The sequence below is a fragment of the Flavobacterium procerum genome (assembly GCF_042431625.1).
GTDB lineage: Bacteria > Bacteroidota > Bacteroidia > Flavobacteriales > Flavobacteriaceae > Flavobacterium > Flavobacterium procerum.
Genome location: NZ_JBHLYW010000022.1, coordinates 231,974 through 247,841 on the forward strand (window position 1 = coordinate 231,974; position 15,868 = coordinate 247,841).

General features: G+C 34.3%; 14 protein-coding genes. 7 read left to right on the top strand and 7 right to left on the bottom strand.

All coding sequences use genetic code 11. The features are described from left to right. The first annotated feature begins 3 nt into the window (after positions 1–3). From ACFFLS_RS20585 to ACFFLS_RS20595, 3 genes are read left to right on the top strand one after another with little or no spacing between them, the layout of a single operon-like run. Positions 4–747: a Dph6-related ATP pyrophosphatase gene (locus tag ACFFLS_RS20585; protein ID WP_379687081.1), complete on the top strand. Its 744-nt coding sequence runs from the start codon at positions 4–6 to the stop codon at positions 745–747. Beyond that, positions 744–1,130 (top strand): hypothetical protein, encoded by a 387-nt coding sequence (locus tag ACFFLS_RS20590; RefSeq protein WP_379687082.1) that lies wholly within the window; start codon positions 744–746, stop codon positions 1,128–1,130. The genes ACFFLS_RS20585 and ACFFLS_RS20590 overlap by 4 nt, the downstream gene beginning before the upstream one ends. Before the next feature lies 1 nt (position 1,131). Continuing rightward, complete coding sequence (locus tag ACFFLS_RS20595; protein ID WP_379687083.1) at positions 1,132–1,635, top strand: hypothetical protein; 504 nt, start codon at positions 1,132–1,134, stop codon at positions 1,633–1,635. Positions 1,636–1,642: 7 nt separating this feature from the next. On the opposite strand, the gene ACFFLS_RS20600 is transcribed toward ACFFLS_RS20595, so the two are convergent. The 3 genes from ACFFLS_RS20600 to ACFFLS_RS20610 form a co-directional block, all read right to left on the bottom strand. Then, on the bottom strand, positions 1,643–2,185 hold the full coding sequence (locus tag ACFFLS_RS20600) for a DUF1697 domain-containing protein (protein WP_379687085.1): 543 nt from the start codon (positions 2,183–2,185) through the stop codon (positions 1,643–1,645). 49 nt (positions 2,186–2,234) lie between these two features. Beyond that, positions 2,235–4,010 (bottom strand): hypothetical protein, encoded by a 1,776-nt coding sequence (locus tag ACFFLS_RS20605; protein WP_379687086.1) that lies wholly within the window; start codon positions 4,008–4,010, stop codon positions 2,235–2,237. Between the two features lie 132 nt (positions 4,011–4,142). Then, complete coding sequence (locus ACFFLS_RS20610) at positions 4,143–4,550, bottom strand: hypothetical protein (protein WP_379687087.1); 408 nt, start codon at positions 4,548–4,550, stop codon at positions 4,143–4,145. Positions 4,551–4,784: 234 nt separating this feature from the next. Between ACFFLS_RS20610 and recG the strand changes: the two genes are divergently transcribed. After that, complete coding sequence (gene recG, locus ACFFLS_RS20615; protein ID WP_379687089.1) at positions 4,785–6,893, top strand: ATP-dependent DNA helicase RecG; 2,109 nt, start codon at positions 4,785–4,787, stop codon at positions 6,891–6,893. A gap of 275 nt (positions 6,894–7,168) precedes the next feature. On the opposite strand, the gene ACFFLS_RS20620 is transcribed toward recG, so the two are convergent. The 4 genes from ACFFLS_RS20620 to ACFFLS_RS20635 form a co-directional block, all read right to left on the bottom strand. Further along, on the bottom strand, positions 7,169–7,771 hold the full coding sequence (locus tag ACFFLS_RS20620; RefSeq protein WP_379687090.1) for a PAS domain-containing protein: 603 nt from the start codon (positions 7,769–7,771) through the stop codon (positions 7,169–7,171). Between the two features lie 62 nt (positions 7,772–7,833). After that, a complete protein-coding gene (locus tag ACFFLS_RS20625; RefSeq protein ID WP_379689630.1) occupies positions 7,834–8,178 on the bottom strand; it encodes a hypothetical protein in 345 nt (114 codons plus the stop codon). Between the two features lie 13 nt (positions 8,179–8,191). After that, a complete protein-coding gene (locus tag ACFFLS_RS20630) occupies positions 8,192–9,046 on the bottom strand; it encodes a hypothetical protein (protein WP_379687093.1) in 855 nt (284 codons plus the stop codon). Positions 9,047–9,073: 27 nt separating this feature from the next. Beyond that, entirely contained in the window at positions 9,074–9,673 is a 600-nt protein-coding gene (locus ACFFLS_RS20635; protein ID WP_379687094.1) for a TlpA family protein disulfide reductase, read from the bottom strand. 557 nt (positions 9,674–10,230) lie between these two features. Between ACFFLS_RS20635 and ACFFLS_RS20640 the strand changes: the two genes are divergently transcribed. The 3 genes from ACFFLS_RS20640 (at position 10,231) to ACFFLS_RS20650 (ending at position 15,848) form a co-directional block, all read left to right on the top strand. Beyond that, positions 10,231–11,289: an efflux RND transporter periplasmic adaptor subunit gene (locus ACFFLS_RS20640; protein ID WP_379687096.1), complete on the top strand. Its 1,059-nt coding sequence runs from the start codon at positions 10,231–10,233 to the stop codon at positions 11,287–11,289. Between the two features lie 87 nt (positions 11,290–11,376). Continuing rightward, positions 11,377–14,472: an efflux RND transporter permease subunit gene (locus ACFFLS_RS20645; protein WP_379687097.1), complete on the top strand. Its 3,096-nt coding sequence runs from the start codon at positions 11,377–11,379 to the stop codon at positions 14,470–14,472. Between the two features lie 65 nt (positions 14,473–14,537). Next, positions 14,538–15,848, top strand: coding sequence for a TolC family protein (locus ACFFLS_RS20650; protein WP_379687098.1), 1,311 nt, complete (start codon positions 14,538–14,540; stop codon positions 15,846–15,848). Positions 15,849–15,868: the final 20 nt, after the last annotated feature.

Here is a 15,868-nt window from a genome sequence, read left to right on the forward strand (position 1 = left end):
ATAGTGTCAACAGTAAAAAAAGCTATATTTAACTGGAGCAGCGGTAAAGATTCTGCTTTGGCATTGTACAAAATCCAGCAGAATCCCGATTATAAAATTGAGTATTTGCTAACGAGTGTCAATCAAAAATACCAACGCATTTCTATGCATGGAATTCGTACAGAACTTCTAGAAGCACAAGCTCAAAGCATTGGACTTCCTTTGAGAATTATGGAGATTCCAGAAATGCCTTCTATGGAAGTTTATGAAGATGTAATGAACAAAACTTTATCCGACCTTAAAAATCAAGGAATTAATTATGCTGTTTTTGGTGATATTTTCTTGGAAGACTTACGAAAATATCGTGAAGAACAACTTGCAAAAATTGGTTTTGAAGGTATTTTTACGCTATGGAAAATCCCAACCAAAGAACTCATTGAGGAGTTTATTTCATTGAAATTCAAAACGATTGTCGTTTGTGTAAACGAACGTTATCTGGATAAAAGTTTTGTGGGAAGAATCATTGATCAGGATTTTCTAAATGACTTGCCCGAAAACGTTGATGTATGTGGGGAAAATGGAGAATTTCATACCTTTACTTTTGACGGGCCTCTTTTCTCTAAACCGATTGATTTTGAAATTGGCGAAACCGTATACCGAAAATATGAAAAACCAAAAAACGTTGAAAGTACCAACAAAGCTTGTGATACCAATGCTGAAAGTGCTTTCGATTTTGGATTTTGGTATTGTGACTTAATAAAAAAATGATGCGCAGACAATTTATACTTTTTACATTCTTAATTACAATTTCTATTTCTTTACAAAGCTGTCTTGTAAGCAGATGCGAACGACCGCAGATTGTTGGATATATTTATGATGCAGAATCCAAACAACCGATTGAAAATTGTACGGTTGGAGAGACTTTGAGCGAAAACAATGGTTATTTTTCATTAAATGAAAAACGTTACCGACAATTTACATTTTTTGGTTTTGAAGCTCCGCCGGTTATAGTGAATGAAGCTATTGAAAAAGAGGGTTATGAATCTCAGTCTATTCAGGTAATGAATCCATTTGGCGGAGGAGCCAGAAAAGGAAGTCTTCATAATGCCGATACTATTTATTTGAAAAAAACACCAATCCAAATTAGATAAAATGAGCGTACAACAAGATCGTAATCTACAGAAAGCTTTAAAATTTATTCAAGAAATCGGAATCGAGATAACCGAAAAAAAACTTGATAATTCTTTTTTACCAGGACTTGACCTTGGTCCAAACTGCATTTATATCGATTATGATAAACTTTTATACCCTGGAGACATTCTACACGAAGCCGGACATCTTGCCGTAACTTCTTCTAATATGAGAAATCTTATCGGAACCGACAAAATAGATAAGAATTGGCCAACAGCCGGAGAAGAAATGGCTGCTATACTTTGGTCTTTTGCTGCATGTAATTATTTGGAATTGCCTCTTGAATTTGTTTTTCATCCCGCAGGATACAAAAATGATTCAGATTGGCTTATTGCTAATTTTTCGTCAGAAACTTATATCGGGCTTCCTTTCTTAGAATGGATTGGACTGGCTTTAGGCAAAGAACGAGCCTTAAAAGAAAATAAAAACGCTTTTCCCGTAATGCAAAAATGGATAAGAGATTAATCTGAAATTATTCTTCGTACATTTTCAGCAAATTGGTAACCGTATTCCAATTTCTGGTGGTTGCCGTAACATTTAGTTTTTTCTCAATATATTTCTGATCAAAACGTGTTTTTCCAGCGCCGACCGCATATTTAATAAAAACACGATTTCCGTCTATAGCAGCTTCATCTGGCTTAAACTGGCTTATTTTTAAATCGTGTATGCTTTCTTTCTTTAACGGAATAGAAACAAATGCTACATAAAGCTTTTTGGTATCTACCTCTTTTTCATTCAAATAAGGATTGTTTTTGAAACACAATTCCAAATCTTCTTTTGTAATTACAATCACAGGAACTTCATGACCAAACACTTTAAAAATTTCCTGTTTGATCATAAAGCCAACTTTTGAAGCGCTTTCTTCTTCGGTATCCACAAATACATTTCCGGACTGTAGATAAGTTCGAACGTTTTGAAAACCTATATTTTCGAGCATTGTTTTTAAAGCTTCCATTTTAATCATGTTATGCCCCGAAACATTGATGCCTCTTAAAAGTGCCAAATGTGTGATCATTTAATTTATTTTTTGCAAAGATAATTATTCCAACTGGTTTCTTTCCTGTTTACATATCCTCTTCGTCGTAAGTTTCGATATCAAATTTTGTTAAAAAATCATTCAGTTTCTTTCCGTAGATTTTTTTTGCTTCATTGGTAATGGCGTCAGCATCTTCATCGGTTTCTATAACAGACAGATTAAAAGTTTTTTTTGCCCAATCTCTAAATTCATTTATATTTTCGCTTTCTTCATAATAATCTTCATCTTTATAAAAATACGCCTTATCATGATCGACTGAAATTTCTGTATCGTAAGTAAGAAGCGAAATCAGTTTTTGAGTGTTTTCAGCCACAACATGAATACCTCCCTCATCTCCAAAAACCACAATCGGACATTTATTCAAATCCGAGTCAACAAGCCAATAAGCGTAAGAACTGCCTGAACCGTTCGCACGAGCAAATTCAATAAAACTATCGTAAAATGCTTCATCTTCAGACCAAGTCTTTAATCCGGTTTTATCAATTGAATGAAGATAGAAACATTCTGAAAAAGTTTCTTCTCCATACTGAGATTGAAAATCACATAATTTCACCAAATCCTCTGGAATTTTATACGCACCAAACTGAGATGAAAACTCCTCTAAAGAAAATTCCTCATCAGCATCTTCTTCATATTCTTCTTCATATTCTTCTTCATCAGATTCTTCGTAATCTTTATTTAAAACTTCAAAAGCTGTAATGATAGCGTGTTTAATCGAATAAAACTCAATTCCTTCAGCAGTTTCATCATTCATCCATTGGTATTTTGTGCTTTCATCATCATACAAATATTCCAGCAACAACATTATTTCCTGCGTATCGATGCACCATAAACCACGCATTCTGATATTGAAGCCGTTTACAATAGTTGCCGAAATTTGACTGTATTGTTTATTATCGTATTCAAAATGAACGAAACTGTAATCTGTATCTTCGTAATTGCAAAACAAACTTTCCTCGTTTTCTGTTTCGAGTTTATCAGACAATGTTTGGATCATATCAATAAAAGCATCCCTAAAACCATTGTATGAATAACGCTCTTCTTTGCTGTGATCAATAAGTGAATCTCCTTTCTTAAAAACAGTATCATAATAATCTGAAACCAATGTTTCTCTATCATACACTTCGTCATGCTCAAGATAAGAATCGGCAACGATGTCTGATAATTTGTGAGTAGACGGAAAATAATTTTCAATCAATATAATGGAACCATCAGTATCGGTAAGTCTGCTGCAGATTGAAATATCCGGACGACCTGCATTTATAACAGCTTGCACGTTATTAAAACCTTCAAAATGCATGTTCATATCATCAGCGTATATAAGCCATGCCGAAACGTCTCCTTTTACAAAAAGCTCACCGTGATTGTATTCTCCTAAAAGAACGTCACACTGCAAACCTCCGCCAAGATAATGCACACTACCAAACAAGGTAATATTGATTGTTGTCGTTTTTCCTAATACAATTAATGCTGGCGAGTTGTCTGTATCGTAAGCACTTATCAATTTATTGACTGTCAGGTCTTTTTTAAAGATAAAGCCAAGAATAAAAATATCCGGATATTCATCTGTACTGAATTCCATTTCAAGAATATCCATCTGTACATCATCTTCTGCCAACAAGAAAACAGGATTCTTTTCATAATCAGGAAAACGCCAAGTATCTTCAAAAACATTGTAAATATTCTGATTATTAAAATCGGTAAGATTGCTGATAATTTCGTGGGCTTGATGTCTGTTTTTTACTTTGAATGTAACACCTGAAAACACTATAGTTTCAAAAGGAACTTTTTCTTCTTTACTCATATCTTTTGGGGCTTATACTATGATTGAATGCTTTAACAAATCTAGTAATTATCTTTTTCATTAAAATAATACTGTCGTAAAAATAAAAAACTCCGTTAAGTTATAATGGAGTTTTTAAGAATATCATTCGTATTATTTTGCCTTTTTATACCTTAATTCATAATCACACATTTTTCCTGCGTTTTCTAAATTTCCGTTATAAATATACAAAAGCTCTTTGTCACCCCCAAAACCATTACTGCAGCTGTAAAGCAAATTTGAAGCAGCAGAATAAGTTAATTGGAAATTAGCTCTACCCTCTCTTTCAAAAATTTCGAAGGTACCTGATAAATTTGTGGTTATACTGTTTACGGTTTTAACTCTTGTAAAAGTACCGTCTGTATTAAAAACATACTCATCATTCCAAGTCGCTTCATTTTGAACATTTACCCATTTTCCATAATAATCGGTTAGTGTTATTTCTGATTTGACACTAGATTCATCATTTGAGCAAGAAACAAGGCAAATAAACAATACCGCTAAAAGTGTAATTCTTTTCATTTTTTTTAAAGTTTTAAAGGTTAACTATTATTAAGATTTTACATCTTTAAAATGGTTGCGTTTATTTTTTCATGCTAACGATAACTTAACATTCAAAATCTTAAGCTTCATAATTGATTTTCAAAATTCCTAATTAAAATCTATCTTCGCTTTTAAATAAAACTCCAACTGATAAATTACAAATTCCAATTTTTCCAAATCTAATATCAGCAATCTAAAATCTAAAATAATTTAATGTCTAATAATCTCCTAGAAACTCCTATCGAATACTTAAAAGGCGTTGGTCCCACTCGGGGTCAGCTGCTTCGCAAGGAACTAGGAATTCATAAATATGGAGATTTAGTCAATTTTTTTCCGAATCGATATATCGACAGAACGCGTTATTACAAAATTAATGAATTACAGAATACGGGCTCAGAAGTACAGATTATCGGAAAAATAATCAACATAAAAACAGTTGAGTTTGCTAAAAATAAAAAACGTCTTGTCGCTTCATTTGTAGACGATACAGGGCAAATTGAATTAAATTGGTTTCAGGGCCATAAATGGATCAGAGAAAGTTTAAAGCTGAATGAACCTTGTGTGATATTTGGAAAATGTTCTTTGTACGGAAGTCAATTCAGCATGGCGCATCCGGAAATAGAACTGCTGAGCGAACACGAAAAAAGCCTTCGTTCGGCTATGCAACCTGTATATCCTTCAACAGAAGCGCTTACCAATAAAGGTATTTCTAATCGCACCATCAATAAACTGATGGAACAGCTTTTTATTGAAACACAGGCGTTGTTTACAGAAACGTTTCCTCCTTATTTGATTGAAGAATTAAAACTGATTCCGAAAAGAGAAGCTTTATTCAACATTCATTTTCCAAAAAGTGCCGAGATTTTGGCGAAAGCACAGTTCCGCTTAAAATTTGAGGAATTGTTTTTTATTCAATTACAGCTCATTACCAAAAATCTGATTCGAAAGCATAAAATTAAAGGGCATCCTTTTACAAAAGTTGGTGAATTATTTAATGAATTCTATCAGAATCATCTGCCTTTCAGTTTAACGAACGCGCAGAAAAGGGTAATAAAAGAAATCAGAACCGATATGGGCAGCAATGCCCAAATGAACCGATTACTGCAAGGTGATGTTGGTTCAGGAAAAACGATTGTCGCTTTTATGAGTATGTTGCTGGCATTGGACAATGGTTTTCAGGCCTGCTTAATGGCTCCAACAGAAATCTTGGCCAATCAGCATTTTTTAGGACTTTCAGAACTCGCACAGACTTTAAACCTAAACATCAAAATTTTAACAGGCTCTACCAAAACTGCGGCGCGAAAGATTATTCATGAAGAGCTTGAAAATGGAAGTCTTCAAGTTTTAATCGGTACTCATGCTTTGTTAGAAGATAAAGTCAAATTTCAAAATTTAGGTCTTGCCGTAATTGACGAACAGCACCGTTTTGGTGTTGAACAGCGTTCTAAATTATGGAAGAAAAACGATATTCCGCCTCACATCTTGGTCATGACCGCGACCCCAATTCCGAGAACTCTTGCGATGAGTCTATACGGCGATTTGGACATTTCGGTTATTGATGAATTGCCTCCCGGCAGAAAACCGATTCAGACCGTTCATCGATTTGACACCAATCGTTTGAAAGTGTGGAAATTTCTTCGCGACGAAATAGCAAAAGGAAGGCAAATTTATATTGTATATCCGTTAATTCAGGAATCTGAAAAAATGGATTACAAAGATTTAATGGACGGCTACGAAAGCATTTCACGTGATTTTCCGTTGCCTCAATATTCGATTTCTATTCTTCATGGAAAAATGAAACCAGCAGATAAAGATGCAGAAATGAAACGTTTTTCGGAAGGAAAAACCAATATAATGGTAGCCACAACCGTTATTGAGGTTGGTGTTAATGTGCCAAATGCCAGCGTTATGATCATCGAAAGCGCCGAACGTTTTGGACTATCACAACTTCACCAGCTTCGTGGACGCGTTGGTCGTGGCGCAGAGCAAAGCTATTGCATTTTGATGACTGGTCATAAATTAAGCTCTGACAGTAAAATCAGAATGGAAACTATGGTCAAAACCAATGACGGATTCGAAATTGCAGAAGTTGACCTTAAACTGCGCGGTCCAGGTGATCTAATGGGAACGCAACAGAGCGGTGTCCTTAATCTTCAGATTGCAGATATAGTTCGAGACCGTGATATCTTGTCTTTGGCAAGAAATTATGCCATGAAAGTTTTAAAAGAAGATCCGGCTCTTCAAAAACCGGAACATGCCATTTTGAAATCTATTTTTATCGAACTGACCAAAAAGAAGAATATCTGGAATTACATTAGCTAAGCACCAAGCTTCTGAGATGCTAAGTTTCTGACGCTAAGCTTCAACAAAGGCTAACTCTAAACCTAAATATGAAACTCCAAACCTCAAACCAAAAACGAAGACCTTAGCACCTCAAAAGCTTAGCCGCCTAGAAAATTTTAAAAAAACTTCATCACATCGGCTTAAGCAACTTAAGCACAAAATATTCAACTATGTTTTATAGCTTTTGATTTTAGATTTGTTGGGGGGCAAATTTAAATTTTGAATATTTCTGGAGATGCAATGAAGTATATAAATTACTTTTTCGGATTGTTTTTCTTATCGAAAAATCCGTTAAAAAGACCTTTGCTTACCTTATTCTTATCATCTTTTCCTGTTGCAATCAGATTATCTATGTATTCCGTATAAGTTTTTTTGCGTTCTTCCAGAAAGCCAACAAGATATTCCTCAGAAGCTTCAATCCCTCCTACTTCTTCAATCTGAATTAATTTCTTATACAAAGGCTCAATAAATTTTAGAATAATATCATTTGGCACCGCTTTTCGTGTTCCAAAAAAGCCTACAATTTCACCATCTGTATCCGCGATTACCTTAAAATCTGTTACAACCCAATAATAACGTCCTGTTTTTGCCATGTTTTTGATGATAACATGAATGTTTTCGCTAGATTTTATGCTATCCCACAAAAACTTAAAAATCACCTTTGGCATATCAGGATGACGTATAATATTGTGCGGTTGCCCAACTAACTCAAACTCGTCATACCCAGAAACATCTATAAAATCTTCGTTAGCATATAAAATTGTACCTCTTTTATCTGTCTTGCTGAGCAGCACTTTGTTTTTATTCCAATCTACTTCTCTCTCAGACGGCGTCGGGCGGATAATTCTAGAATCCATAATCTTGGTATTTTTAATTACTATACAATTGAACTTCTTGTTACAACGAATTTGTAAACTTTCTAATTGAGTTCTATTTCCAGAACCAATAAAATCTTTTTTATTTTATGAAAAACTGTTTCCAATTCATCCTCAAGCCAGTCAGGCAGTGTCTCGTCGTGAATCAGTTTTAAGTAACGAATATCGTTGGCTATCAGAATGATTTTTTTGTACTGAAAATCAAGATTTTTAACATTCTGATTGTCTCCGTATTCATTCATAATGCGCGCCACTTCTTTGCCGAATTCAGTTTCTGAACCAACTTTTTCAAGTGAATTCACAACAGTTTCATTCTTCAAAAAAACATCGAAAGATTTCCTCAAACTAATCAGCATTGGGGCTGCCGATTGTAAGTCATATTTAAACATAAAATGATACGGATTAGCTTCTAGCACCAGTTGATTTTACATGAATGTCATTGACCAAATCATCAATTTTTTTGGCACTTTCACGCATCATGTCGAGATAAGTAAGCAGTTGATCATTGTCGGTATGCCCTTTAGAAACATCAATGAGCTTTAGAACGGAACTCACGGGCAATTTAAGATCTAAAGTTGTTCTGTGGATAAAATCATTATAATCTTTAGTAGCGCTCATAGAACTGTACTTTGCAGAAGCAAGTTTCATATTTTCTAGTTCATATTCATCCGAAATTTTAGAAATATGATTTTGGCTGTGAGTCTTAAAATAGTAAGCCCAATATCCGTTCATAAAAAAAACGACTGCAGCCAAAACTACATGGATAATCAAGGTTTCTAAATCAAAATTCACTTGCGAAAAGTAAACTTGCAGTCCATTTGTGTCATTGTAAACAAAATTCTGAAGATATGCGAGCCCAACATGATGAAGGACAACTAAAAGCGTAAGCGGAATCTGGAGTTTCCAATTCTGATAAATAATCAAAATAGTGCTCGCAATAAATACTGTAAAATGCATTTCGAACAGACCATGCATCTGATAAATGTATTGCGCCATAAAAATAGCCAAAACTACCGATAAAACATACTGATAAAACTTAGATTCCTTAAGAAAGAATTTTGCAGAATAGTAGGCCAACAAATTGAGCGTTCCTACTCCTGCTCCTATTTCGAAGGTATCGTATTTAAAAGACAATCCAACTCCAAGCAAAAAATAAGCAGCTAGCACATAATTAATAATTGAGTCCGATTTCTGCGTCATGGTCGACATAAAATTGTGCAGATAATCTTGTTCATTCAAACTGGCTTTTGTTTTCATAGGTTAAAGATTTAGGTTAAAATAGATTTATTTAGTGCATTTTGGTAACGAACATCCGTAAGCTCTAAGAGCTAAAGCATTAAATGATGGGGCATTAATTTTTTTTAATAAAGAGTCAATAGCCATTTGGGCATAATTGCTTTCTGCATCTGTACAGTATCTGGTTTTATTGTAATTCCCTCTATAATATAAATTATGGCCAGCATCTAGTAAAACAGCTTGGGGAGTAGAAAAAACGCCACATTTTACGGCTATCTCCTGATCAAAATAAACTGGGATTTCTGCATTAAACTTATCCTGTATTTCTTTTATAGTAAAAGTCTTTTCTTTGTTTAACACTACAATCTTAAAATTAACCTGATTTTTATACTTTTTGATCAAGTCACTTACATGTGGCACATTAAAGCGCGAACAAGGGCAATCGGGATTAAAAAAGTGAATAAATACAGGCTTGTTGTCGAATACACAACATTGAGCAAGTTCAATTTTTGAACCTAAAGCGACTTTATGATGATTTTTCGGAATTGGAGTCGGAAGACTATATTGAAATTCGTTTTGCCAGAATAAATAGGCAATTGCGGCGAATAATAATGAAAACCATAACCCTAAAAATATTTTTTTCTTCATGCAAAGAACATTTAATTGAACACTCCTTAAAAGATAAACAATTGTTAATATTTTTACAACCTATAATACATAAAAATCTTAAATCATCACATTTCAAACATTCATTTAACACTAAAAACAACATATAGCTGTTATATAGCATTTAAAATTTTAGGTTTTGTTTAATATTATCAATGTTACAAATTATATCGATAAAGTGCAAAAAAAATCAGACAAAAAACAAAAAAAATATTAAACGCATGACTTTGCTTGACTTCGTCATTTTAGAATCAAAAAAATTAACAAGTTTAAATTTGCAAACATCAATCTCCGAAGAAGCGATTAAGTGTCAAAAGAACGTTTCAAGAATAAAAAAATCATACAAAAAGACGATTAAGTAAAAAAGTTCAAAAAAAATTAAATATAAATTAAACCATTGCTAACATTTTTAGTCTAATGAAAGCCTTTGTACACGCAAATGTTAAATAAAAGGCTAAGCACTTTCGATTTCGCCCCAAAAAGCTAAATTTGCAAGCTTACTAAAACAAAACCTAAAATTCCTAATTACCTTATTTCTTATGAAATTAAAACATCTCATTTACGCCCTGCTAGTCATTGTGATAGGAGGATTTATTACTTACAGAATAGTATCAAATAAAAGTAAGAATGATGATTCTAAAAAATTCAACGACAAAGACAAGCCGACAACCGTAACTGGTATGGTGGTAAAAACTTCTACCTTTGATAATAACCTTTCATTATCGGGTTCTATCGAAGCAAATGAGCAAATAGAAATTCACAGTGAAGTTTCTGGAATTGTAGAAGGGATTTTCTTTAATGAAGGAACTTATGTAAATAAAGGCCAAGTCCTTTTTAAAGTCAATGATATTGAGTTAAAAGCCCAACTAAGACAAGCTACTACTAAAGAAAGCCTTACTTCGGAAAATGAGAGAAGAGCCAAATTACTGCTTCAAAAAGAAGCCATAAGCCAAGAAGAATATGACGTTGCAAGAGCAGATCATGCTTCTGCACAGGCACAAAGCCAATTGATAAGAGCACAGATTGCTAAAACTTCTGTAAAAGCTCCATTTTCTGGTAAAATAGGTTTACGTTCTATTTCGCCAGGAACATATATTACTCCAACAGTATTAGTTGCCAAATTGGTAAACACAGGAAAACTAAAGATTACTTTTTCTATTCCAGAAAAATATGCATCGCAAGTTAAAAGCGGTTCTGTCATAGACTTTACGGTTTCTGGTTCTGAAAAAGTGTATAATGCAAAAATTTATGCTATAGAGCCTGAAGTCGCTGTCGAAACCAGAACACTTCAAATTCGCGCCATTGCAGACAATGTTGACGGAAAAATTTTCCCAGGAACATTTGCTGATGTAAAACTGCCATTAAATATCATAAAAGACGCTATTGTAATTCCTACTCAGGCAATCATACCGGTACAAAGCGGTAAAAAAGTCTACATTTCTGAAAATGGCAAAGCCAAAGAAGTAATGGTAGAAGCAACAACAAGAACAGATGCGTCTATTTTGGTCTTATCAGGATTAAAGGCTGGCGATACGCTGATTACTAGCGGTGTGATGTCTTTAAAAAATGAAGCGCCAATTATAGTTAAAGTTAAATAATTAGAGATTTTAGTCCCATTATTTGGGATAGGATTGAGATTAAACATCAGAAATCTAAAATCAACTATCTAAAATCTAAATCACAATATGAGTTTATCAACTACAAGTATAAGAAGACCTGTTTTAACCATCGTACTGAATCTTTTGATTATTTTATTCGGTTTCATTGGTTATACCTTTTTAGGTGTTCGAGAATTTCCATCTATTGATCCGGCACAGGTTTCTATTAGAACCAATTATACGGGAGCCAATTCAGACATCATCGAATCGCAGATTACAGAGCCTTTAGAAAAAGCAGTAAACGCCATTGACGGTATCCGAAATATTACTTCTTCTAGTAATCAAGGAAGCAGCAACATTACTATCGAGTTTAATCTTGATAAAGATTTGGAAGAAGCGGCAAATGATGTTCGTGATAAAGTATCACAAGCCATTAGAAGTTTACCTCAAGATATTGATGCTCCGCCAGTTGTTTCTAAAGCTGACGCAGATAGTGACGCAATCATTTCGATGACAGTTCAAAGTGACACTAGAAACTCTTTAGAATTAAGCGATTACGCAGAAAATGTAATTTCGCAACGTCTTGAAACTATTCCAGGAGTAAGTGGTGTCCAAATCTGGGGGCAGAAACGCTACGCTATGCGTTTGTGGATTGATCCAGCAAAACTTACAGCTTATAAATGTACGGTTGCCGACGTACGTACTGCGCTAAATGCGCAGAATGTTGAACTTCCATCAGGAAAATTAACTGGAAACAATACCGAACTGACTGTAAAAACGATTGGAAATCTTTCAAAACCGGAAGAATTCAATAATATTATCATCCGAACCAATGGAGATAAAATTGTACGTTTGAGCGATATTGGAGGCGCTGAATTAGGTCCCGAGAATATTGAAACCAAACTAAGCCAATCTGGACTTCCAATGATTGGTCTTGCAATCGTTCCGATGCCGGGTGCAAATTATCTTGACATTTCTGCCGAATTTTATAAAAAATACGAGGCGTTAAAAAAAGACCTTCCAAAAGATATCAAATTAAATATCGCTCTTGACAATACGGTTTTCGTAAAGAAATCGGTTTTGGAGGTTGCCGAGACTTTAGGAATTTCGATTGTTCTCGTAGTTTTGATTATCTATTTATTCTTTAGAGATTGGGCAATTGCCTTTAGGCCTTTAATTGATATTCCTGTTTCCTTAATTGCAACTTTTTTCATAATGTGGCTTTTTGGATTCTCAATCAATGTATTAACACTTTTGGCAATTGTATTGGCAACAGGTCTTGTTGTCGATGACGGAATTGTTGTAACTGAAAACATCTTTAAAAAGGTCGAAGAAGGAATGTCTCCTATCGAAGCGGCTATTAAAGGTTCTAATGAAATTTTCTACGCGGTAATTTCGATTTCGGTTACTTTGGCTGCCGTATTTTTACCCGTAATTTTCCTTGAAGGATTCGTCGGAAGGCTTTTTAGGGAATTTGGTGTAGTAATTGGTGCTGCGGTATTAATTTCTGCCTTTGTATCCTTGACTTTGACTCCGATGCTTAATGCTTACTTGATGAAAGGCGGTGAGCAGAAAAAATCAAAATTCTATATTAAAACTGAACCATTTTTTGAAAAAATGAACAGCAGTTATGCTGAAGCACTTTCAAAATTTATGGATAGAAAATGGCTAAGTTTTCCAATACTTATTGCTTGTTTTGGATTGATTTATTTGTTTTTCACCATATTGCCAAAAGAAACAGCTCCATATGATGACAGAAGTTCTGTAACAATGCGTATGACAACGCCAGAAGGTTCTTCTTATGAATATACCGATCGTTTCATGCAGGAAATCTCTCAATTGGTAGACGATTCTATACCTGAAAAAAAGGTAAGCCTTGTAATCACAGCTCCTGGTTTTGGAGCATCTGCAACAAATACTGGCTTTATCAGATTATCATTAAAACAGCCAGATGAACGTGCAAAATCTCAAAAAGATATAGCTGATAAACTTACTAAATGGACAAAACAATATCCTGATGCTAAAACTTCTGTTATTCAACAGCCTACAATTGCTGTAAACAGACGAGGCGGACTTCCAATTCAATATATTATTCAGGCACCGAATTTTGAAAAACTGAGAGAAAAAATTCCAGTTTTTATGGATGAAGTCGGGAAAAGCGATATTTTTTCTATTTCTGATGTAAACCTAAAATTCAACAAACCTGAAATCAATGTTAGCATTAACCGCGAAAAAGCAGAAAGTCTTGGTATTTCAATCCTTGACATTGCACAAACTCTGCAACTTTCTTTAAGCGGACAAAGATTTGGATATTTCATTAAAAACGGAAAACAATATCAAGTTATAGGACAGTTTGACCAAAAAGATCGCTCTAAGCCTTTAGACTTAACTTCAATGTTTGTAAAAAACAACAAAGGACAACTGATCCAGATGGATAACGTTGTAAATGTAGAAGAACAAAGCAATCCTCCTCAATTGTATCACAATAACCGTTATATGTCTGCTACTGTTTCTGCAGGATTAGCTCCAGGAAAAAGCATTAGTGACGGTATTGCAGAAATGGACCGAATTAAAGCAAAAGTGCTTGACGAAAGTTTTACAACAGATTTGAGTGGAGAATCTAGAGATTTCGTCGAAAGTTCTTCTAATACTTCATTTGCTTTTGGATTGGCTTTATTGTTGATTTTCCTAATTCTGGCGGCACAGTTTGAAAGTTTCATCGATCCGTTCATCATCATTTTGACGGTTCCGATGGCAGTTGCAGGAGCTTTATTCTCATTATGGCTGTTCAATCAGACTTGGAATATTTTCAGTCAGATTGGTACTGTAATGCTTATTGGTTTGGTGACTAAAAATGGTATTCTGATTGTCGAATTTGCGAACCAGCTTCGCGAACAAGGCAAGCCAAAAATGGAAGCAATTTTAGAAGCCTCTGAAGCGCGTTTACGTCCGATTTTAATGACTAGTTTAGCAATTGCTTTGGGAGCACTTCCTATTGCAATGTCACTTGGAGCTGCATCAACCAGCAGAATCGGTATGGGAGTTGTAATCGTTGGAGGAACTATATTTTCTCTAGCATTGACACTATTCGTTATTCCTGCAATTTATTTTATGTGGTCAAAAGCCAGAAAACATTATCCGGAATTTGACAAAATTGATGAATACGAAAGAGAAAGTAAATAATTATAAACCTTAAATTTGCTCTGCTATTTAACTGAAAGACAATTTTTAAGGCAAACAAAAAATATATGAATATTAAGGTTTTATTCTTTAGTTTGATTGCGAGCTTCTTTTGTTCGGCGAATATCGTTGGCCAAGAAGTTCTAACTATTGAAGATGCTATGAAAATAGCATTAGAAAATAATTTTGAAATTAAGATTGCTAAAAACAATACTAAAATCAGCGAAACTAACGTAACGTTTGGAAATTCTGGTATGCTACCAACTGCAACTGCAAATGTTGTTGATAATAATAGTATCATGAATTCGTCTCAAACACGTCAGGACGGAACGACTACTAAACTTGACAACGCTAAAAACAACAGCTTGACCTATGGTGTAAGTTTAGGCTGGACTGTTTTTGACGGAATGAAAATGTTTGCAAGACATGACCAGTTGAAGGAACTTCAAAAATTAGGAGATGCTGAGCTTAAAAGAACCATTTTAGTGAAAATTGGCCAAGTAAACTCTGCTTATTACGATTTAGTACAGCAACAACAACAATTAGCGGCTTTAGATACTACAATTGTAATCTCAAAACAAAGACTTACTTTGGCCCAAAACCGTTTTAGCATCGGAAAAGCTTCAAAATTGGAAGTTCTAAATGCTCAGGTCGATTTAAATTCTGATCAAGTTGCGCTGTTAAGACAAAAAGAATCGTATGCGAATGCTAAAATACTGCTAAATCAATATCTCGCACGTGACCCAAAAATTGATTTCAAGGTTACAGATGAAGTAACTGTTGACAATAAACTGGTTTTAGTAGATTTAATGGAATTGGCAAAAAAACAAAATCCAGCACTTGAAGCACAGATTATCAATAAACGGATTGCCGAATTACAATTAAAACAGGTAAGAGCCGACCGTTATCCTGTGTTACGTTTAACAAGTGGATACAATTTCTCTGAAAGTCAGTCTAGTTTAGGATTTACAAGTGAAACGTCTAATAGAGGTTTAAATTACGGATTTAATGCCTCAATGAATATTTTTGACGGTTTCAATCAGCATCGCAATGAGAAAGTTGCCAAACTGCAGATTGAAAATACTAAGATTGCTATAGAACAACAGAATTTAATTTTGGATACTCAGCTAAGCACGGCTTTTCAAACTTATCTGACCAATTTAGAATTAATTGATTTAGAAGAAGATAATGAAGCCATTGCAAAGCAGAACTTAGATATTACGCTTGACAAATTCAAAATCGGAACCATAACAACTATCGATTTTAGAACAGCACAGCTTAATTATGTCAATGCAAAAGTACGTTACAGCAATGCACAATACGAAGCAAAATTATCTGAAATTGCCCTAAAAGAATTAGCTGGAAATATTAATTTTTAATTTAAATTTGTTTCAAAACA